This window comes from Streptomyces sp. NPDC000880, from assembly GCF_053599675.1.
Genome location: NZ_JBSFMS010000004.1, coordinates 54753 through 73464 on the forward strand (window position 1 = coordinate 54753; position 18712 = coordinate 73464).

General features: G+C 69.3%; 18 protein-coding genes and 1 pseudogene. 4 read left to right on the forward strand and 15 right to left on the reverse strand.

Features of this window, described 5'->3' with window-relative positions; genetic code table 11:
- Positions 1-6: 6 nt before the first annotated feature.
- Complete coding sequence (locus ACWDO5_RS02415) at positions 7-834, reverse strand: enoyl-CoA hydratase family protein (protein WP_450527692.1); 828 nt, start codon at positions 832-834, stop codon at positions 7-9.
- A gap of 223 nt (positions 835-1057) precedes the next feature.
- Between ACWDO5_RS02415 and ACWDO5_RS02420 the strand changes: the two genes are divergently transcribed.
- Complete coding sequence (locus ACWDO5_RS02420; protein WP_450527693.1) at positions 1058-1480, forward strand: ATP-binding protein; 423 nt, start codon at positions 1058-1060, stop codon at positions 1478-1480.
- Between the two features lie 15 nt (positions 1481-1495).
- On the opposite strand, the gene argF is transcribed toward ACWDO5_RS02420, so the two are convergent.
- From argF to ACWDO5_RS02480, 12 genes and pseudogenes are all read right to left on the reverse strand, one after another.
- Complete coding sequence (argF, locus tag ACWDO5_RS02425) at positions 1496-2503, reverse strand: ornithine carbamoyltransferase (protein WP_450527695.1); 1008 nt, start codon at positions 2501-2503, stop codon at positions 1496-1498.
- Between the two features lie 105 nt (positions 2504-2608).
- Positions 2609-3841 carry an arginine deiminase gene (locus ACWDO5_RS02430; RefSeq protein WP_450527697.1) on the reverse strand — a complete coding sequence of 411 codons (1233 nt, stop codon included), beginning with the start codon at positions 3839-3841 and terminating at the stop codon, positions 2609-2611.
- A 67-nt stretch (positions 3842-3908) separates the two neighbouring features.
- Positions 3909-6521: a polynucleotide kinase-phosphatase gene (locus ACWDO5_RS02435; RefSeq protein ID WP_450527699.1), complete on the reverse strand. Its 2613-nt coding sequence runs from the start codon at positions 6519-6521 to the stop codon at positions 3909-3911.
- On the reverse strand, positions 6518-8020 hold the full coding sequence (locus ACWDO5_RS02440; protein ID WP_450527700.1) for a 3' terminal RNA ribose 2'-O-methyltransferase Hen1: 1503 nt from the start codon (positions 8018-8020) through the stop codon (positions 6518-6520). Before ACWDO5_RS02440 ends, ACWDO5_RS02435 begins: the two co-directional genes overlap by 4 nt.
- A 439-nt stretch (positions 8021-8459) precedes the next feature.
- Positions 8460-9371 (reverse strand): homocysteine S-methyltransferase, encoded by a 912-nt coding sequence (gene mmuM, locus ACWDO5_RS02445; RefSeq protein ID WP_450527702.1) that lies wholly within the window; start codon positions 9369-9371, stop codon positions 8460-8462.
- 5 nt (positions 9372-9376) lie between these two features.
- Complete coding sequence (locus tag ACWDO5_RS02450) at positions 9377-10300, reverse strand: LLM class F420-dependent oxidoreductase (protein WP_450527704.1); 924 nt, start codon at positions 10298-10300, stop codon at positions 9377-9379.
- A gap of 280 nt (positions 10301-10580) precedes the next feature.
- Positions 10581-11051: pseudogene (locus tag ACWDO5_RS02455) on the reverse strand (DUF6099 family protein); the annotation flags it as partial.
- Positions 11052-11228: 177 nt separating this feature from the next.
- The gene (locus ACWDO5_RS02460) at positions 11229-11642 is read right to left on the reverse strand and encodes a nucleotide pyrophosphohydrolase (protein ID WP_450527706.1); all 414 of its coding nucleotides are present in this window, start codon (positions 11640-11642) and stop codon (positions 11229-11231) included.
- A complete protein-coding gene (locus tag ACWDO5_RS02465) occupies positions 11639-12787 on the reverse strand; it encodes an AAA family ATPase (RefSeq protein ID WP_450527707.1) in 1149 nt (382 codons plus the stop codon). The genes ACWDO5_RS02460 and ACWDO5_RS02465 overlap by 4 nt, the downstream gene beginning before the upstream one ends.
- A gap of 56 nt (positions 12788-12843) precedes the next feature.
- On the reverse strand, positions 12844-13242 hold the full coding sequence (locus ACWDO5_RS02470; protein ID WP_450527709.1) for a cell division protein SepF: 399 nt from the start codon (positions 13240-13242) through the stop codon (positions 12844-12846).
- A 92-nt stretch (positions 13243-13334) separates the two neighbouring features.
- The gene (locus tag ACWDO5_RS02475) at positions 13335-13460 is read right to left on the reverse strand and encodes a hypothetical protein (protein ID WP_450527711.1); all 126 of its coding nucleotides are present in this window, start codon (positions 13458-13460) and stop codon (positions 13335-13337) included.
- Positions 13457-13852 carry a DUF1275 family protein gene (locus tag ACWDO5_RS02480; RefSeq protein WP_450527713.1) on the reverse strand — a complete coding sequence of 132 codons (396 nt, stop codon included), beginning with the start codon at positions 13850-13852 and terminating at the stop codon, positions 13457-13459. Before ACWDO5_RS02480 ends, ACWDO5_RS02475 begins: the two co-directional genes overlap by 4 nt.
- A gap of 204 nt (positions 13853-14056) precedes the next feature.
- On the opposite strand from ACWDO5_RS02480, the gene ACWDO5_RS02485 reads away from it, so the two are divergent.
- Together ACWDO5_RS02485 and ACWDO5_RS02490 are read left to right on the forward strand one after the other, a co-directional pair.
- Entirely contained in the window at positions 14057-14806 is a 750-nt protein-coding gene (locus ACWDO5_RS02485) for an MBL fold metallo-hydrolase (protein WP_450527715.1), read from the forward strand.
- A 130-nt stretch (positions 14807-14936) separates the two neighbouring features.
- Positions 14937-15524 (forward strand): TetR/AcrR family transcriptional regulator, encoded by a 588-nt coding sequence (locus ACWDO5_RS02490; RefSeq protein WP_450527717.1) that lies wholly within the window; start codon positions 14937-14939, stop codon positions 15522-15524.
- 40 nt (positions 15525-15564) lie between these two features.
- Here the strand turns inward: ACWDO5_RS02490 and ACWDO5_RS02495 are convergent, their stop codons facing one another.
- Together ACWDO5_RS02495 and ACWDO5_RS02500 are read right to left on the reverse strand one after the other, a co-directional pair.
- Positions 15565-16872 (reverse strand): FAD-binding oxidoreductase, encoded by a 1308-nt coding sequence (locus ACWDO5_RS02495; RefSeq protein WP_450527719.1) that lies wholly within the window; start codon positions 16870-16872, stop codon positions 15565-15567.
- A 380-nt stretch (positions 16873-17252) separates the two neighbouring features.
- Positions 17253-18065, reverse strand: coding sequence for an antibiotic biosynthesis monooxygenase (locus tag ACWDO5_RS02500; protein WP_450527720.1), 813 nt, complete (start codon positions 18063-18065; stop codon positions 17253-17255).
- Here ACWDO5_RS02500 and ACWDO5_RS02505 point away from each other — a divergent pair.
- Positions 18010-18540, forward strand: a complete 531-nt coding sequence (locus ACWDO5_RS02505) for a nucleoside deaminase (protein WP_450527792.1) — start codon at positions 18010-18012, stop codon at positions 18538-18540. The genes ACWDO5_RS02500 and ACWDO5_RS02505 overlap by 56 nt on opposite strands.
- Positions 18541-18712 lie beyond the last annotated feature (172 nt).

The window sequence follows — 18712 nt, forward strand, 5'->3', positions numbered from 1 at the left end:
GCATCGTCAGCGCCCCCGCCACTTCGGCGGGCGCTTCTCCGTGAAAGCGGCGTGGAACTCCGCGTAGTCCTCGCTGTTCATCAGCAGCGCCTGCGTCGACGCGTCGAGTTCGACCGACGCCGCGAGCGGCATGTCGAGCTCGGCCGTGAGCAGCGCCTTGGTCTGGGCGTACGCCAGGGCCGGGCCCTCCGCGAGGTGGCGGGCCAGCTCCGCGGCCCGCTCGTCCGACCGGCCCTCCTCCGTCAGCTCGCTGATCAGGCCGATCCGTTCGGCCTCCGGCGCGCGGACCGGTTCGCCGAGCATCAGCAGCCGGGTGGCGTGGCCGAGGCCGACCACCCTCGGCAGCAGATAGGCCGCGCCCATGTCGCCGCCCGAGAGCCCCACCTTGGTGAAGAGGAACGCGAAACGGGCCGACGGGTCCGCGATACGGAAATCCGCGGCCAGCGCCAGCACCGCGCCGGCCCCTGCCGCGACGCCGTGGACCGCCGCGATCACCGGGAAGGGGCATTCGCGCAGCGCCCGTACGACCTGCCCGGTCATCCGGTTGAAGTCGAGGAGCTTGGCGGTGTCCATGGAGAGCGTCGCGCTGATGATCTCGTCGACGTCACCGCCGGAGCAGAACCCGCGCCCTTCCCCGCCCAGCACCAGTGCTCGTACGGACCGCTCCCGCGCCAGCTCTGCCAGCAGATCACGCAGGTCGGCGTAGGCGCCGAAGGTGAGGGCGTTGAGCTTCTCGGGACGGGCGAGAGTGACGGTCGCCACCCCGTCGTCCGTCGTGAGCCGCAGATGGCGCCACTGTTCGGTGCGCTGCGCGGAGCTGGAAAAGGGGCTCATGGAGTGTGGCCTCCTTCAGCGGGCGGGCTGCTGCCTGCCCTCTTGAAGCTATCACCCTTACGTGACTTCCGTCACGACTACGCGATACGCCGAGTATCCATGCAAAGGTCCCGTCCCAGTTGTGGCACAGGTCCTATCCGTGACGGACCCCGACCCCTTGTCCGGCGTCTTGCGCTTCATAAGGTTGAAAGCACGACGTCGAACCTCGAATGGACCCCACGCCTTGCTCGAACGCTCCGACCTGCCCGTCCCCGCCTCGTGGCGCATCGCGCTGCCGCACACCGCGGCCGCCGTGCCCATCGCCCGCGCCCTGATCCGTACGGCGCTGGCGGACATCGAGGTGTCGGCGGACAGGGACACGGCCGAGCTGCTCACGGCGGAGCTCGTCGCCAACGCGGTGGAGCACACCAGTGGCGAGACCCCCATCGAGCTGGTGGTGGAACTCCTGGCGACGGGCTGCCAGGTGGAGGTTCATGACGGCGACCCCGCCCCGCCGGGCCACTGGCCCAGGCCGGGCTCGGTACCCGACGTCTGGCAGGAGCACGGCCGGGGGCTGCTGCTGATACGCACACTGAGCTCGGACTGCGGGCACCGCCTCACCGACGGGGGCAAGGCGGTCTGGTTCACGCTCCCGTCGCGGAGCTGACCTCCTGCCGCATGACTATCCGGCGGCGGCGAGTGTGGCGACCATGACCGCCTTGATCGTGTGCATACGGTTCTCCGCCTCGTCGAAAACGACGGAGTGCTCCGACTCGAAGACCTCGTCGGTGACTTCGAGCTCGGTCAGGCCGTGGCTCTCATGGATCTCGCGGGCGACTTTGGTGCCGAGGTCATGGAAGGCGGGGAGGCAGTGCAGGAACTTCACGTCCGCGTTGCCGGTGGCGCGCAGCACGTCCATGGTCACGGCATACGGACCGAGCACCTTGATGCGCTCGTCCCAGATCTCCTTGGGCTCGCCCATCGACACCCAGACGTCGGTGGCGACGAAGTCCGCGCCGTGGACTCCCTCGGCGATGTCCTCGGTGAGGGTGATCCGGGCGCCGCTGGTCTCGGCGGCCGCGCGGGCACGGGTCACGATCTCCTCGGCCGGCCAGTACGACCTGGGCGCGACGATCCGTACGTCCATGCCCAGCAGCGCGCCGGTGATCAGGTAGGAGTTGCCCATGTTGAAGCGGGCGTCCCCGAGGTAGGCGAAGGAGATCTGTTCCAGCGGCTTGTCACTGTGCTCGGTCATGGTGAGCACGTCGGCGAGCATCTGGGTGGGGTGCCAGTCGTCGGTGAGACCGTTGTAGACCGGCACCCCGGCGTACGCGGCGAGCTCCTCGACGGTGGCCTGGCCGTCCCCTCGGAATTCGATGGCGTCGAACATGCGGCCAAGCACCCGCGCGGTGTCCTTGGCGGACTCCTTGCTTCCGATGTGCGAACCGGCCGGGTCGATGTACGTCGTCGAAGCGCCCTGGTCGGCCGCCGCGACCTCGAACGAGCAGCGCGTACGGGTCGACGACTTCTCGAAGATCAGCGCGATGTTCTTGCCGCGCAACCGCTGGACCTCGGTGCCCGCTCGCTTGGCAGCCTTGAGCTCGGCGGCCAGATCGATCAGGCCGCGGAACTCCTCGGCGGTGAAGTCCAGCTCCTTGAGGAAGTGGCGGCCTTCGAGATGTATCGCCATGGTGGCTGCTCCTGGATCGCGAATGCGGTAACCCTGGAAGTGTATACGAGCCTCCGCATTGCTATACAGCCTCCTCCACGGGGCCGCGGGGCGGAGGGTACGGCACTACACGGCATCGCGTTCGAACGGACAGCTCATACAGCGGGGGCCTCCGCGGCCCCGGCCCAGCTCACTGCCGGGGATCTCGATCACTTCGATGCCCTGTTTGCGCAGATGGGTGTTTGTGGTGACATTGCGCTCGTACGCCACGACGACGCCCGGCTCGACGGCGAGCACATTGCAGCCGTCGTCCCACTGCTCGCGCTCCGCCGAGTGCACGTCCTGCGTCGGTGTGAGCACCCGGATCTCCTTCAGCCCCAGCGCGGCGGCGATCGCGCTGTGCATGTGCTCGGCCGGATGATCGGTGACCTTGAGGGCCTGAGGTCCGAGGGCCGGTTCGATGGTGTACGAGCGGAGCATGCCGAGCCCCTCGTACTGGGTGAAGGTGTCGCGGTCGACCATCGTCATCACGGTGTCGAGATGCATCAAGGCCCGCCGCTTGGGCATGTCCAGCGCCACGATGGTCCGGGCGGAGCCGGCCGCGAACAGCCCGCGCGCCAGCATCTCCACGGCCTGCGGGGTGGTGCGCTCACTCATCCCGATCAGCACCGCGCCATTGCCGATGACCAGGACGTCGCCGCCCTCGATGGTGGAGGGGTAGTCGTCCTGCCCCTCGGACCAGTGGTGGAACTCCCCCGCCCGCGGACTGGTGAACAGCGGGTGGTGCTTGTAGATCGCTTCGAAGTGGACGGTCTCGCGCTGCCGGGCGGGCCACCGCATGGCGTTGATGGAGACGCCGTCGTAGATCCAGGCGGAGGTGTCGCGGGTGAAGAGGTGGTTGGGCAGCGGGCGGAGGAGAAAGTCGTCCAGGTCCATCACATGGAAGCGGACGGAGGTCGGCTCGGGATGACCGGCGAGGAACTCCCGCTTGGTCATCCCGCCGACGAGCGCCTCGACCAGGGCGGCCGTGGGCAGCTCGTCGAAGACGGCTCTGAGGTGGTCGGTGGCGAGCGGCCCGTACTCCTTCTCGGCGAAGACCCGGTCCAGGACGAGCTTTCTGGCCTCCGGGATCTCCAGCGACTCCCGCAGCAGATCGCCGAAGAGGTGCACCTCCACCCCACGGTCACGCAGGACGTCCGCGAACCCGTCATGCTCCTGACGGGCGCGGCGCACCCACAGCACATCGTCGAAGAGCAGGGCGTCCTTGTTACTGGGGGTGAGGCGCTTCAGCTCCAGATCTGGCCGGTGCAGTATGACCTGGCGCAGCCGCCCGGTCTCGGAGTCGACATGGAATCCCATGCCCCCATCCTCACCGCGCGGAGCGCTCTTCACCCGGCGAATGGTCCACCAGATCCACCCGAACAGTTCACAGCCGGGGGTCGACCGGCTCCGACTCCAGTGCCAGTACCGCGAAGACCGCCTCGTGGACCCGCCACAGCGGCTCGCCGTCGGCCAGCCGGTCCAGGGCCTCGAGGCCAAGCGCGTACTCCCGCAGCGCCAGCGAGCGCTTGTGGTTCAGGAACCGTTTGCGCAGCCGCTCCAGGTTCTCCGGGCGGGTGTACTCGGGACCGTAGATGATCCGCAGGTACTCGCGGCCGCGGACCTTGATGCCCGGTTGCACGAGCCGGCCCTTCTCGTCCTTGGCAAGCGCCTGGAGCGGCTTGACGACCATGCCTTCGCCGCCCCTTCCGGTCATCTCCAGCCACCAGTCGACACCGGCGCCGACCGAGGCCTCGTCGCCGGTGTCGACGACAAGCCGCCGGGTGACCTGGAGCAGGCCCGTGGGGTCGTGCTCCACCAGCCGGTCCAGCCATGCCAGTTGCTCGTCGTGCGGCACTGAGGCCAGCGAACGCCCCTGCGCGGCGAGGATCTGGAACGGAGCGAGCCGCACTCCGTCAAGCCCCTCCGTCGTCCAGCAGTACCGCCGGTACGCCTCGGTGAACGCGGCGGCGTCACCAGCGCGTCCGCGCTGCTTGGCCAGCAGTCCCTCCACCTCGACACCGCGCGCGACCGCCGCTTCGAGGGCCGCCGTGGCGCCGGGGAAGACAGCACCGGAAGCGGCGCCGACCGCCGCGTACTGCGAGCGCAGCAGTCCGGACGCCTTGAGCGACCAGGGCATCAGCTCGGCGTCCAGCAGTAGCCAGTCGGTGTCGAGTTCCTGCCAGAGACCGGCTTCGGTGGCGGCCGTACGCAGCCGGTCCAGGATCTCCTCCGTCACGGACTCGTCGTCGAAGAACGGCCGCCCGGTACGGGTGTGCAGCGCGCCGGTCGGGCCTGCCCAGGAGCCTGCGGCCTGGGAGGCACTCCCAACCCCGAACCGCTCGCGCGCGGCCTCGGCGTCGCGGCAGACAAGCACCACCGCCCGCGAGCCCATGTGCTTCTCCTCGCACACGACCTTGGCGACGCCGTCCGCCCGGTACTGCGCGAAGGCCTCCGCCGGGTGCTCCAGGTAGTGTCCATCAGCGGCTCCGCCGCGGGCCTCGACCTGCGCGGTCGCGGTCGGTGACATGGTCGGCGGCAGGTACACGAGCAGCCGCGGGTCGACCGCGAAACGGCTCATGACTTCGAGCGCCGCCGCGGCGTTCTCCTCACGTACGCCGATGCGCGCCATGTGCCGGGTCTCCACGACCCGCCGCCCCTGCACATCGGCGAGGTCCAGCGGACGACCCTCGCGGCCGCCCGGCGCCTCGGTGACGAGCGGCCGCGCCGGCTCGTACCAGACCTTCTCGGCCGGTACGTCGACGAGCTCGCGCTCCGGCCAGCGCAGCGCGGTCATTCTGCCGCCGAAGACCGCTCCGGTGTCCAGGCAGATGGTGTTGTTGATCCACGATGTGTTGGGCACGGGTGTGTGGCCGTAAACCACAGCCGCGCGTCCTCGGTAGTCCTCCGCCCACGGGTAGCGCACGGGCAGGCCGAACTCGTCGGTCTCGCCGGTCGTGTCGCCGTACAGCGCGTGCGAGCGGACCCGGCCGGAGGTGCGCCCGTGGTACTTCTCGGGCAGACCGGCGTGGCAGACGACCAGCTTGCCCTCATCAAGGACGTAGTGGCTGACCAGGCCGTCGATGAATTCCCGCACTTGCTCGCGGAAGGAATCGTCCTCCTTCTCCAACTGTTCGATGGTCTCAGCCAGTCCGTGCGTGTGCTGGACCTTCCTGCCCTTCAGGTAGCGGCCGAGCTTGTTCTCGTGGTTCCCGGGCACGCACAGGGCGTTGCCCGACGCGACCATGCTCATCACCCGGCGCAGCACACCGGGGCTGTCCGGTCCCCGGTCGACGAGGTCGCCGACGAAGACGGCCGTACGCCCTGCGGGGTGTGCGCCGTCCACATAACCGAGCTTGGCGAGCAGGGTCTCGAGCTCGGAGCGGCAGCCGTGGATGTCGCCGATGATGTCGAAGGGGCCCGTGAAGTGCGTGAGGTCGTTGTAGCGACGCTCCAGGACGACCTCAGCGGCCTCGACCTCCTCCACGCTGCGCAGGATGTGCACCTTGCGGAAGCCTTCGCGCTCCAGTCCGCGCAGCGAGCGGCGCAGTTCACGGCGGTGGCGCTGGATGACATGGCGCGGCATCCCGGCCCGGTCGGGGCGTACCGCATTGCGTTCGGCGCACACCTCTTCCGGCAGGTCGAGGACGATCGCGATCGGCAGCACGTCGTACTGGCGCGCCAGTTGCACCAGCTGCCTGCGGCTCTCCGACTGCACACTGGTGGCGTCGACGACGGTCAGCCGGCCGGCCGCGAGCCGCTTGCCCGCGATGTAGTGCAGTACGTCGAAGGCGTCGCCGCTCGCGCTCTGGTCGTTCTCATCGTCGGCGACGAGGCCGCGGCAGAAGTCGGAGGAGATGACCTCGGTGGGCTTGAAGTGCTTGCGGGCGAAGGTGGACTTGCCGGATCCGGTGGCGCCGATGAGGACGACGAGGGACAGGTCGGTCACCGGGAGTCTGCGCTTCGCCGGCGCGGCGGTCGTGGTGGTCGTGGTGGTCATGCGGCCTTCGCCTCCTTCTCGGTCTCGCTCTTGGTCGCGGTCTTGTCGGTCTCGGCCTTGTCGGTCCTGGTGAAGACAGCCATCTGCGTCGGGGGCCCCACCTCGGGGTCGTCGGGCCCGACGGGGACGAACTCGACGCCGTAGCCGTCCCGTTGGGCGACGCCCTCCGCCCACGTGCGGAACTCGTCCCTCGTCCACTCGAAGCGGTGGTCCCCGTGGCGCACATGCCGGGCGGGCAGGGTCTCCCAGCGGACGTTGTACTCGACGTTCGGCGTCGTCACGATCACGGTCTGCGGCCGGGCGGATCCGAACACCGCGTACTCCAGCGCGGGCAGCCGCGGCAGATCGAGGTGCTCAATGACCTCGCTGAGCACGGCCGCGTCATAGCCGGTCAGCCGCTTGTCGGTGTAGGTGAGCGAGCCCTGCAGCAACTTGACCCGTGCGGCCTGCCGCTCGCTCATCCGGTCCAGCTTCAGCCTGCGTCCGGCGATGGTCAGCGCACGCACCGACACATCCACTCCCACGATCTCGCTGAAGCGAACCTCCTTGAGCAGCGCCTGCACCAACTGGCCCTGTCCGCAGCCCAGGTCGAGCACCCGGCTCGCTCCGGCCCCGCGCAGCGCGTCAAGAATCGCGTCCCGCCGCTGTTCGGCGAGCGGAACCGGCTTCTCTTCCGTGTCCGTCGTCTCGTCCACGGCGTTGTCGACTTCCTCGACTTCGAGGTCGTCGGCCTCGGCCAGCCGTACGAGCTCGAGACGTTCCATCGCCTGCCGGGTGAGCCCCCAGCGGCGGGAGAGATAGCGGCTGGTGATCAGCTTCTGCTCGGGGTGCTCGGCCAGCCAGCCCTCGCCCGCCCGCAGCAGCTTGTCCACCTCGTCGGGCGCGACCCAGTAGTGCTTGGCGTCGTCGAGCACTGGCAGCAGGACGTACAACTGCCGCAGCGCGTCGGCGAGCCGCAGCTCTCCTTCCAACGCCAGCTGGACGTAGCGCGAGTCGCCCCACTCGGGGAACTGCTCGTCCAGCGCGACCGGCTCCGCCTCGACCGACGTCCAGCCCAGCGGCCCGAACAGCTTCCGAACCAGCTCCGCACCACCACGCGCGGGCAGCGCGGGCACCTCGACGCGCAGCGGCATGGGGGCCTCGGCGCGTCCCGGCAGCGCCGCGCACACGCCCCGCAGCGCGCTCTTGAATACGGTGCTCAGTGCGACGGCCAGCAGCGAGGACGCGGCGTACGGCCGGTCATTGACGTACTGCGCGAGCGCCGAATCGGGCGCCCCACCACGGCCCTTGCCCTTGCCGCGCCGCACCAGCGCCACCGGATCCACTTCCAGCAGCAGCGCGGCCGTGCAGCGCTCGGCGGACGCCTCGGGGTAGAAGACATGCGCCGTGCCGTGCGAGGTGGAGAAGGTCTGCGCCTTGTCGGGATGCTTGTGCAGCAGAAAGCCGAGGTCGGTGGCGGGACGTTCTGGGGTACCGCTGGTACTGATCGTCAGGAACATCCGACGCACCTCTTTGACCTTTGCTTACACGGGCTGAAACGGCTGTGACCTGCTAGGACGGGTTTCAGAGGCTATAGGAGGCAGTCGGAGCCGACCACTGGGTTTCGACGCCCGGTTCGCCCCGGTCCGCTCGGAGGCATTCAGAGGCAATCCCTCTGATCTGGGTGCGAGCCCGAGTCAGCCGGTGCCGTGGACAGGTTGGTCTTGGTCGACAACCCATCCACCAGGAGCTTCACTTGCTCCTGCAACAGCTCCCCACGTCAACTCACGGCACGCTCAGCCAAGTTGGAAACAGCTCACAGCACGGACCCGGCGCCGTGCAGCAGGCAGACCTCAATCTTCTCGACCGGGCCGCCTCGGCGACTTGGGACCCCACCCGAGAAAACGGCTCGCATGGCGGCGTACTGCGCTTACGGCCGCCCTCTGGAAGCCACCGCGTTCAACGGCCGCCGCCTTCGAGGGCCGCCGTGAGCTCCGCGATCTGCCCCGGCCCCACCCGGCAGCAGCCGCCGACCAGGCGGGCCCCGGACGCCAGCCAGTCCCACACCCGGCCCGGTTCGTACGTGGCCCCGCCCCGCCACTCCCGCTCGTCGACGTCCCAGCGCTCCCCGCTGTTCGGATAGACGACCACCGGCTTACCGGTCACCGACGCCGCGAGCTCCACCGCACGCCGCGCGTCACCCGGCTCGCAGCAGTTCACCCCGACGGCGATCACCTGGTCTTGGCCGACGGCCAGGGCGAAGGCCGCCGCCAGCTCCTGGCCGGCCCGGGTGCGCTCGCCGGAGATGCTGTACGAGAGCCAGACCGGCACTCCGCACCCGTCGACCGCCCGCAGCAGCGCCTCCGCCTCGTCCGTGTCCGGCACCGTCTCCAGCGCCAGCACATCGGGGCCCGCTGCCACCAGGGCCTCGATCCTCGGCCGGTGGAAGCGCTCCAGTTCCCGCACGGACAGTCCGTACCGACCCCGGTACTCGCTGCCGTCCGCGAGCATCGCGCCGTACGGCCCGACCGAGGCTGCCACCCACACCTCCCGCTGGACCGACTCGCCGGCGCTGCGGGCCAGCTCAACACTGCTGGCCAGCAGTCCCGCTGCCTCCTCCCGCGCGACTCCACGCCGCGCGAACCCCTCGAACGTGGCCTGATAGCTGGAGGTGATCAGCACCTGCGCGCCCGCCCGCACATACGCCGCATGCGCCGCCTCGATCTGACGCGGAGCGTCGGCGAGCAGCCGCGCCGACCAGAGCTCGTCGGACAGCTCGCAGCCCTGCGCCTCAAGTTGGCTGGAGAGACCGCCGTCGAGGACGACGACCCCTTCGGCGAGGCCGGCGGCGAGTGTACGGGCGGGGCGCACGGCAATCAGCTCAGCTGGGACTGGACCCGGGAGGAGATCAGCTCCAGGTGATCGAGATCGTCGAGGTCCAGGACCTGAAGGTAGAGCCGGGATGCTCCGATGGCGCCGTACCGCCCGATCTTGTCGACCACTTCGGCGGGCGAGCCGGCCAGCCCGTTCGCCTTCAGTTCGTCCACCTCCCGTCCGATGGCGGCCGCACGGCGCGCCACCTCTGCGTCGTCCTTGCCCACACAGACGACCAGGGCATTGGAGTACACAAGGTCGTCCGCTTCTCGCCCGGCCGCCTCGGCGGCGGCGCGGACCCGGCCGAACTGCCGTTCACTGTCCTCGATCGAGGCGAACGGGATGTTGAACTCGTCGGCGTACCGCGCGGCCAGCCGGGGGGTGCGGGTCGCGCCGTGCCCGCCGATCAGCACCGGCAGCTTCCCCTGGGCGGGCTTGGGCAGCGCCGGCGAGTTGACGAGCTGGTAGTAAGCGCCCTCGTACGAGAAGGTCTTGCCGACCTCCGTGGCCCACAGCCCGGTGACGATCGCCAGCTGCTCCTCCAGCCGCGCGAACTTCTCCTTGGGGAACGGGATGCCGTACGCCCTGTGCTCCTCCTCGAACCAGCCGGCGCCCAGCCCCAGCTCGACCCGGCCGCCCGACATCTGGTCGACCTGCGCGACCTGGATGGCCAGCACGCCGGGCAACCGGAACGTACCGGCGGTCATGAGCGTGCCGAGGCGGATCCGCTTGGTCTCGCGGGCCAGCCCGGCCAGGGTGATCCAGGCGTCGGTGGGCCCGGGCAGCCCGTCGGCGGACCCCATGGGGAGGTAGTGGTCGGAACGGAAGAAGGCGTCGAAGCCGAGGTCTTCGGTGGCTTTGGCAACGGTCAGCAGGGTGTCGTAGCTCGCCCCTTGCTGGGGCTCGGTGAAGATTCGAAGATCCATACATTCCATCCTGCACCTTCGAACGGCCGTCAACCCCACCATCCCCACCAGGTCCGCCCCGGCCCAGTCGGATGAAGACCCCTCAACCCGATGGGACGCGCCCGTCCCGCACAGCTCCCACCGGACCACTGCGAGGTCATGACGGCCCCGCCGCCGAGTCCACAGCGTCCACGACGCCCACCGAGCCGGCAGAGCCCGAGGAGCCGGACAGGTCGAACGAGTCCGACGGCTCCGGTAGATCCGGTACCTCCGGAGGCTCCATCGGCCCCGCCACAGCCACCGGGTCGGCTCTGCCCCGGATCGTGTCGGGCGGTCTCTCCGCAAGCCGGCGCAGCATTTCCCGCACCCGGTCGTTCGACTCGTCTGCGGCGTCTATCGCCTCGATGCACTGCCAGTACAACCCCTCCTCGTCAGTGGCGCACGCGACCCCGACCAGCGCGATTCCCACCTCTCCCAACAGCAGGCCCAGCCCGATCAACGTCCGCCGCGCATCCGCCACTTCGGACAGCCGCGCGGCTCTGACGCCGCCGCTGCGCACCATCGGATGGTCGAGCACTCCGCATCCCCGACCGCCGATCTCGCTGAGCCCGCGCGCCTCGCCTCTCAGCTCCAGCGGTCCGCAAACCGCCAGCCTGCTCCCGATCGCCTGCGCGAGTGCCTGCGCCTGCCAGGCCTCCGCCACGATGTCCGGCACCGCCCGGCTTTGTGCCAGGGCATGCCGGCTGACTCCGATGAGCCGCTCCGCGTCCATGTACGCCGCCCCCGTTCGTACGACTTACTGCCCACTCAGTTATTACCCAGAGTGAAGGTGCTTGAGCCTGAACGCCAAGGGAATTCGGAAATCTGTGGACACCAAGGTCGTTGTGGATAACCGGCCCACTCCGTAGAGTGACGGCGGCGTGTGTAGCGGATCACGGACCGCCGAGGATCACTTCACCGGGAATCGAATCTCGTTCCGGTCGATCTTGTCGGAGAGCGCGGCAAGCACGTCGATCCCGAGCACTTCGCAGAACTGCAGCAGATACGCCAGCACGTCCGCGACCTCGTCCCGCACCCGGTGCGCCGACCCCTCCTCGTCCATCACCCGCGCCGACTGCTCCGGCGTCAACCACTGGAAGATCTCGACCAGTTCGGACACCTCGACGCTCAGCGCCACCGCCAGGTTCTTCGGGGTGTGGTACGGCTCCCAGCCGCGCGCCTCCGCGAACTCGGCCAGCCTGCGCTGCAACCCCGCCACATCGAGCCCGTCCCGCCCGTCCCGCCCGTCCCGTCCGTCCCGTCCGTCCCGTCCATCCGGTCCGTCCCGCCCGTCCCGCCCGTCCCGCCCGTCATCTGTCGTCACGGCACCAGGTCTACCACCGTCACGCCGTCCACTCCGCGCGCGTACGACGCATCGGCGACCGCCCCCACCAGCCGGACATGGCCCCGCGCACACACCTCCGCGCCCAGCGACACCAGTTCACGCGCCTGTCGCGGGTCCAGGCAGCGATCGAAGCCGTCCGCGAGAACGGTGAGAGCCTGGTACGCCGACGGCACCTCGGCCGCCTGGTCCATGGCCAGCACGCCCGGCCCGGTCAGCAGCACCAGCGCGAGCGCCAGATACCTCAACTCGCCCTCGCCGAGCCGCCCCACGGGAGTGGCTCCCCGGGTGCCGCCCCGGCCCAGCAACGCCCGCACCGTCCCGTCGTCCAGCTCCTCGACGGCCAGTTCCTCCACCACCCCGGCGCACCCCACCCGCGCCGCCGCCACCAGTCGCGCATGCCGCTTGGCGCACTCGCTCCGGGTCCGGTGCAGTACCTCCGCGAGGTTGTCGCAGCCGGGCCTCAGCCGCCCCTCCCCCGCCGCCACCGGCCCGCGCATCCGGTGCGGCTGCGGGTCGCAGGCGAAGACGGACCGCAGCGCCACCACCACCTGCTCGGCCGCCGCAAGTACCTGCAACTGCCCCTGCGTCTTGCCGGCCACACGCAACGGAAGCAGGGCCGTGCCGAGCCGGTCGTCCGGCAGGGGGGCACGCGTCACCGACGCGGCCCCGGCCGTGTGCCAGGCGGCCTGCACGGCGGACCGCCCGGGATCGCGCAGCGCGGTGGTCAGCAGGGTCCGCCCGCCGCTGGTCAACCGCTCGCCGACGACCCGCAGTTCGGGTTCGGCCTGTACGGCGAGATCAAGCTTTACGGGACCGGTCGGGCCGTCGACGGTGCAGCCGATCCTGAATCCCCGCCGCCCCTGCCCGTCGGCCTCCGCCCACTCGGGCACACACGCCGCAGGATCCGGGAACGCGGCCTCGAGGTCGTCCCCCGCGCCCAGCCGCGCCAGCGCCTCGTACGCCTGCAGGACGCTCGACTTGCCGCTGCCGCTCGCCCCCGCGAAGAGCGTCAGCGGACCGAGAGGAAAGGCCGCGCCGCGGTGTGTTCTGAAGGCGGAGAGCCGCAGTTCGGTGACGGTGGGGCGGGCGCCGTTGGCGCCGTTGAGCGGGGTGTTTGCGTCCATGAGCCGGACGGTACGCAGCGCGAAACGCGCCGAACCGTTCCGCCTCGACGGCCTTCCTACGAACGGGGGACGGCGGCGGCCGCGATCCCCTCGACCTCCGTGCCTATCGGGGCCAGCAGGAAGACATTCCGGTCGACCCGGTGCATCCCGCTGCCGAGCCCGAAGACGACACCACTGCTGAAGTCCAGGATGCGCTTGGCGGCATCGGTGTCGGCGCCGGTGAGGTCGAGCAGCACCGGGATCTGTGCGATGAGGTACTCGGCGACCTCACGCGCGTCGGCGAAGATCTGCACCCGCAGCACGACGAAACGACGCTGCTCCGCCGCCGCGTAGTCCTGCGGGACGGTGCGGTGGTCGACCCGCGACGGCCACTCGTTACGGCCGCGCAGCGGAACGACCTGGGCCAAGCCCTCCCACTGCTCGTCGGTGACGTCGTACCTCTCGTACCTACTCATGCGCCCCATCCTCGCGCTCCTCACCCGTTCGGCCCAACAGCGACACGGGCGAGTCGGCCGCGGATCGGTCCGGGGCCGTTCGGGGCGGCCGCTCAGTGCCCGGCGGGGTCGGGGACGAGGCCGTCGGCGACCAGGCCGGCGGGCACCGCCTCGCTCAGCGCCTTCGCGAACGCCTGGGCCTCCTGCGCCAGTACGGGCTCTGTGCTGCGCTCGGTCACGACGGGACTCCTGATCCGGGTCGGGGTGTGGTGGCTGCCGCCAGGGCGACAGCGGTGAGCAGGAGGAGAGCCGGCGCGAGCGCGGCGGCCGTGCCGTGGTGGAGCTGGAGCAGGCCGCCGGCGAGGGCGCCGGTGAACATCGCGGTGACCGACACCAGTCGGCGTACGGTGGCGGGCCCCGGCCGGTCGGCCGCCAGGCCGGTCAGGGTCAGGGTGAGGACCGTGGTGGTGAGGTCGGGTACGGCAATCTTCCGGACCACGGCGTTCTGCGCGCCCATGCCGAGCGCGAGCAGCACGATCAGTACGCGACATCGGCGAGATCGGCGGACCAGCGGCCCGGTTCGGTTCGGTTCGGTCCGGTCCGGTCCGGTGAGCGAAAGTACGGCGGCCACGGCGATCGGGACGCTCGCCGGCGCAACGACCGTATGCAACTTGCACGGCAGGCTGCCCGCCGGGGCTGGGTCCGGGTCGGGGTCGGGGTCTGGGTCTGGCGAGTCGGTCCAACGGGTACGGCACGGCGATCAACTAGCCTGCTCCTGACCGCAGTCGGCAACCGGAGCGCCCGGCAGCAGAAGATCTCAAGACTTTGGAAGGTCATGCGCGAAGACGCCCTCGTTCACGCCGCCGCCGGTGTTCACCTGGTCCACGGCAGCAATACCAACTGGGTCATCCTGACCGACGGTGACGCCGTCACGCTGATCGACTGCGGCTACCCGGGAGACCGCCGGCAGGTCCTCGACTCGCTGGCGAACCTGGGCCACGCACCCAATGCGGTTGAGGCGGTGCTCATCACACACGCGCACAACGACCACATCGGTTCGGCGGAATACCTCAGCCGCACCTTCGACGCCCCCGTCTTCCTGCATGAGGCAGAGGTACCCCACGCACGCCGGGAGTTCCTCCACCAGGTTTCCATCGGCCAGGTCCTGATGAATGGGTGGCGTCCCGGCGTGCTTCCGTGGGCAGTACACGCTCTCCGGTCGGGAGGCACCGCGGACTCCCGCGTCGCCCGTCCCCAGAAGTTCCCCGTGGCGGGTGCCCTCGATCTGCCGGGTCGCCCGGTCCCCGTGCACACACCCGGCCACACTGCGGGGCACTGCTCCTACCACCTCCCGGACAAGGGGATTGTGATCTCCGGAGACGCGCTGGTCAGCGGCCATCCCACGTCCCGTGTGCGGGGGCCCCAACTGCTGCCCACGATGTTCGACGCGAACCGCGAACGCGCCGTGGCATCCCTGGATGTGATCGAGCAGCTGGCTGCTGACGTCCTGCTGCCCGGGCACGGCCCCATCCATCACGGATCGGTGGGCGAGGCCGCCCGGCGCGCACGCGAACTCACTTCCTGACCGGATCAGCCGAGGCGAGGATCCGGAGCCGCGAGTACGAGTTGCCGTCAGCGATGTCCACCGAGCGAAGTTCACTCCCCGGTGATCCAGCGCGCGTCCTCGGAGGCGAGAAACACGCCCACCGGACGCGATGTCCTCGGGCAGGCAGGGCCTGCTGTCGGCCGTCGTCGACTCCGGCTTCGACAAGTACCTGGAGACGAAGCGGCAGCACCGCCCCGGCGCGGACCCCATCGAGGACCTGCGCGACGGCTGGGACACCCACGTGGACTTCGCCCTGCGGAACCCGAATCTGTACCGGCTGATGAATTCCCCCGCGATGCGCACACCGCCGGCCGCGGCCCTCGAGTGCCACCAGATCCTCACCCGGGACGTGGAACGGGCCGCGGCCCAGGGCAAGTTGCGTATCGCGCCCGAACTGGCAGCCCAAATGGTCATGTCGGCCAATGTCGGCGTGGCCCTGATGCTCGTCACCCGCCTATCGACCTTCACGGACAAGAGCACATCGAGGCGCGTACGGGACGCGGTGCACGCCGCCATCTTCACTCCCGATGTGTACGCCCCCGCGGAGACGGGTGCCGAGGACGCGCAAGTACCCTCCACGGCAGCCCGGTTGAACGCACTGCTGCGCCAGTCACCGGACCCGGCCCTCACCCCAGCCGAAACCGGCCTGATGACCGAATGGCTGGACCGGCTGTCCAACGCCCCCGGCAACCAGTAGCCACAGGCTCCGATCGCTCCGATCGGTAGCGACGAGCCCCTCAGGGCGTCAGGTAGGAGTGGAAGACGCCCTCCGGGTCGTACTGCGCCCTCAGGGTCTGCAGCCGCTGCCAGTCGCTCGGCGTGAACGACCGCTCGGCGCGGGTCGGACTGGCGGTGAGGTCGGCCTCGGCGATGTAGTGCCCCGTCCCGAGCGGTTCCACGGCGCTCATCGCCTCGCGCAGCCAGCGGACGTTGATGTCATCCTCCGAAGGGTCGTCCCAAACGGCATAGGGGACGACGTAGCTCTCGCCTAGCACCGAGAACGCCATGTCGCGCAGCAGATCCTCGTCGTGCGACACGGGCGATACGGGTGCCAGGACGAGGGACTTGTCGGAGGGGACCCTTTCGACAGCGCCGCTGAGCTTGGACAACAGCGTCCCGAAGTCCGCCTGAGACCACAGGGTGTCGACCGCGTAGCGGTGCTGTCCGGGCCAGATGCCGACGGAGGCGTCGTGGAGGGCATCGAGGGACTTCGGCTCGTTCGCCTCCCAGATAAGGGAGCGATCGGCGAAGGGGCAGTTCTGGAACGGTCGGAGGGCCTGGACGGCCTGCTCGCTCGAATCCGCGAATGCGGTGGCGGCCACGACGATCACCTTCGGCCGCGGCCTTTCCTTCGTCATGTGCGGGGCGGCCGTTGCGAGTACGAGAGTCAATTCCACGGTCGGCTCGAGCTCGTTCGCGGTCTCGGTGGCCCAGTTCGACACCTCTTCGACGTCAGCGAGGGGAAAGGCATATGTGGTCGACATGATCGCCCCGGGAAGCCGGTGCAGGCGAAGGCGGAAGCTGGTGACGACGGCGAAGAAACCCGGCCCCGCTCCACGCGCCGCCCAGAGCAAGTCGGAGTTCTCGTCCTCGTTGCATCGGACCACTTCGCCGTCCGCCGTCACGGCTTCAATCTCGTAAACGCTCCGACAAGCCGGCCCCAGGGCACCGGAATTCCACCCGAGACCACCACTGAGGAGATATCCGCCGACGGCGACCGATCCACAATGCCCCGTGGGAAAGGCGAGGCCGCGCGCGGCGAGTTCCGGAACGAGTTCGCCGCCGGTGACAGCTGGCTGCACGGTCGCCGTCGCGGAAGCCACGTCGATGTCCCACCGCCGGAGTCGGGAGAGGTCGACGAGCATTCCGTCGGAGCGGACGGACGACCCGCACCAACTGTGCCCGCCCGCCCGTACGGCGATGCGCAGACCGCGGGAGCGAGCCAGCCCGATGGCTCCGGGAACGTCCCGCTCGGAGGCGGCCCGGACGATCACCTCCGGGAATCGCTCGGGTTTGAGCCCGTTCCACACCATGCTTGTCCGCACGGCTTCATAGTCGGCGTCGCCTCGCTGGACGAGCGCCCCCTCAATACCTCGGGCCTGCCCGTGTTCGCGCATCATGGACTCCAGGACTTGCGCAAGCTGCGGCTGCGGATGAAGCTGAAGACCCGGTGTGAAGTACCGCAGAGTGCAAGCGGAGACATCCCCAGTTTACCGGCCGCCCCGAAAGCTCGCGGCCTGGGATTGCTGCCCTGGAGATGGAGCTTTTGCCCTCAGGGAAGTCGGCGAGGTCGGCGTCGTCGAGAAACCGGTCCCCGAACCCGAGATCGAGCGGGCGTTCCGGATGATGGAGTCGAGAAAGGACGGGATCAGCAAGCCATTGATTCGTTTCTACTGATGTGTTGCGCCGTCCAACCGTGGGTCGTCTAACCCGTGGTCAGGCCGAAAATGGTTATGAGCACCAGACAGCACGCCGCCACGACCGCAGCGCCGGCGACATGGATGCGCAGGGATCGCGCCCGGCTGGGCAGCAGCCAGAAGGCGAGCGCCCGGTTGACCAGCGGCATCAGCAACCACGTCAGGATGCTGACACTCAGCACGTTGCTGATGAACAGAGCCAGATACCCAGGCATTCCGAGGCTGTTGAACCAGTCGCCGACCGTCAGGTCCAGGATCATCACCGTGGGATACAGGGCCAGTACCACGGACATGGCCTGTTTCCAGTTGGGCGGAATGCCTTCGCCCGCACCCTCACTGAAGCGGAACCAGCCGCCGAACGCCGACCCGATCTTGCGCACATCATACGAGCGGAAGTAGTCGCGCCCTTCCTCCAGAAGCTTCTCGCGGGACTCGGAGTCGAGCCACCCGTCGAGGTGTTCGCGGGTGTCGAAGCGGAAGGCCACCACCCAACGGTCCTGAACGCCCTCCACCGGCTTGAACATCTCCGATCCCATGAAACCGGGATGTCTCTCCTGCGCTTTCAGGATCTTGTCCTGCCAGCGCATGAATTCCCGCTCCCGCCCCGGCAGCACCTCGTGCGAGACGACCGCCGTGACGACATCGTGCGTCGGCGTCCCACCGGTGAGCACCTCTTGTGTCGGGGTCCCGTCGAACAACGGGCGGCCCTCCTCGAGGAGTTGTTGACGCGCACCCGAATCCAGCCACGCGGTCGAGGCGGTTCGGCTGGCCACAGAGTCCGTGGAGAAGGGCTGGGGCGGACCGTTCGGCGCGGTGATCACCGATGACGGTGAGATCATCGCTCGCGGGCAGAATCGCGTACTCCTCACCGCCGATCCCACCGCGCACGGCGAAGTGGAAGCCATCCGCAAGGCCGTTCAGCTGTTCAACCCTGAGGCGCCCACCATCTCCGAAGAGCACCAGAACGAGTACACCCTGGAGTTGGTGCCTCGGCCTGAGGGCTCCCCCGACGTCGTACCGGAACGCGCTCGCATGCCGCAGGGCTGCACGATCTACACCAGTGGCGCCCCCTGTCCGATGTGCATGAGTGCCATCTACTGGTCGCGAATCGGCACTGTCTATTACAGCTGCGACTGGAAGGCGACTCAGGAGATCGGTTTCGACGACGCCTTCCAGTACGAGGACTTCGCGAAGCCCCCGGACCAGCGGAGTATCACCCTCGAGCAGCTCCACCCCGAGCTGGGGGCAACGTCCTACGAGGCATGGGCGAACAAGCCGAACAGGCACCCGTACTGACGCGGAGTCCCTGAACTGCTCCTGGGCTGCATGTCCTCCCCGGCACCTGGGGCATCCTCGCCTGGCGCGGCCGCGACCGCCGGCGTCACGTCCGGACCTCGCCGGCAGTTCGCCTTCCTGCAACTGCATGGGGGCGGGGCAGGAAGGGAACGCGTTGGAGCTGTTCCCGCCG

Excerpts from the sequence above, each read along its gene's own strand:
- ACWDO5_RS02415 (WP_450527692.1), bottom strand. The coding sequence starts at position 834 with ATGAGCCCCTTTTCCAGCTCCGCGCAGCGCACCGAACAGTGGCGCCAT.
- argF (WP_450527695.1), bottom strand. The coding sequence starts at position 2,503 with ATGGCGATACATCTCGAAGGCCGCCACTTCCTCAAGGAGCTGGACTTC.
- ACWDO5_RS02430 (WP_450527697.1), bottom strand. The coding sequence starts at position 3,841 with ATGGGATTCCATGTCGACTCCGAGACCGGGCGGCTGCGCCAGGTCATA.
- ACWDO5_RS02435 (WP_450527699.1), bottom strand. The coding sequence starts at position 6,521 with ATGACCACCACGACCACCACGACCGCCGCGCCGGCGAAGCGCAGACTC.
- ACWDO5_RS02440 (WP_450527700.1), bottom strand. The coding sequence starts at position 8,020 with ATGTTCCTGACGATCAGTACCAGCGGTACCCCAGAACGTCCCGCCACC.
- ACWDO5_RS02450 (WP_450527704.1), bottom strand. The coding sequence starts at position 10,300 with ATGGATCTTCGAATCTTCACCGAGCCCCAGCAAGGGGCGAGCTACGAC.
- ACWDO5_RS02465 (WP_450527707.1), bottom strand. The coding sequence starts at position 12,787 with ATGGACGCAAACACCCCGCTCAACGGCGCCAACGGCGCCCGCCCCACC.
- ACWDO5_RS02470 (WP_450527709.1), bottom strand. The coding sequence starts at position 13,242 with ATGAGTAGGTACGAGAGGTACGACGTCACCGACGAGCAGTGGGAGGGC.
- ACWDO5_RS02485 (WP_450527715.1), top strand. The coding sequence starts at position 14,057 with ATGCGCGAAGACGCCCTCGTTCACGCCGCCGCCGGTGTTCACCTGGTC.
- ACWDO5_RS02490 (WP_450527717.1), top strand. The coding sequence starts at position 14,937 with ATGTCCTCGGGCAGGCAGGGCCTGCTGTCGGCCGTCGTCGACTCCGGC.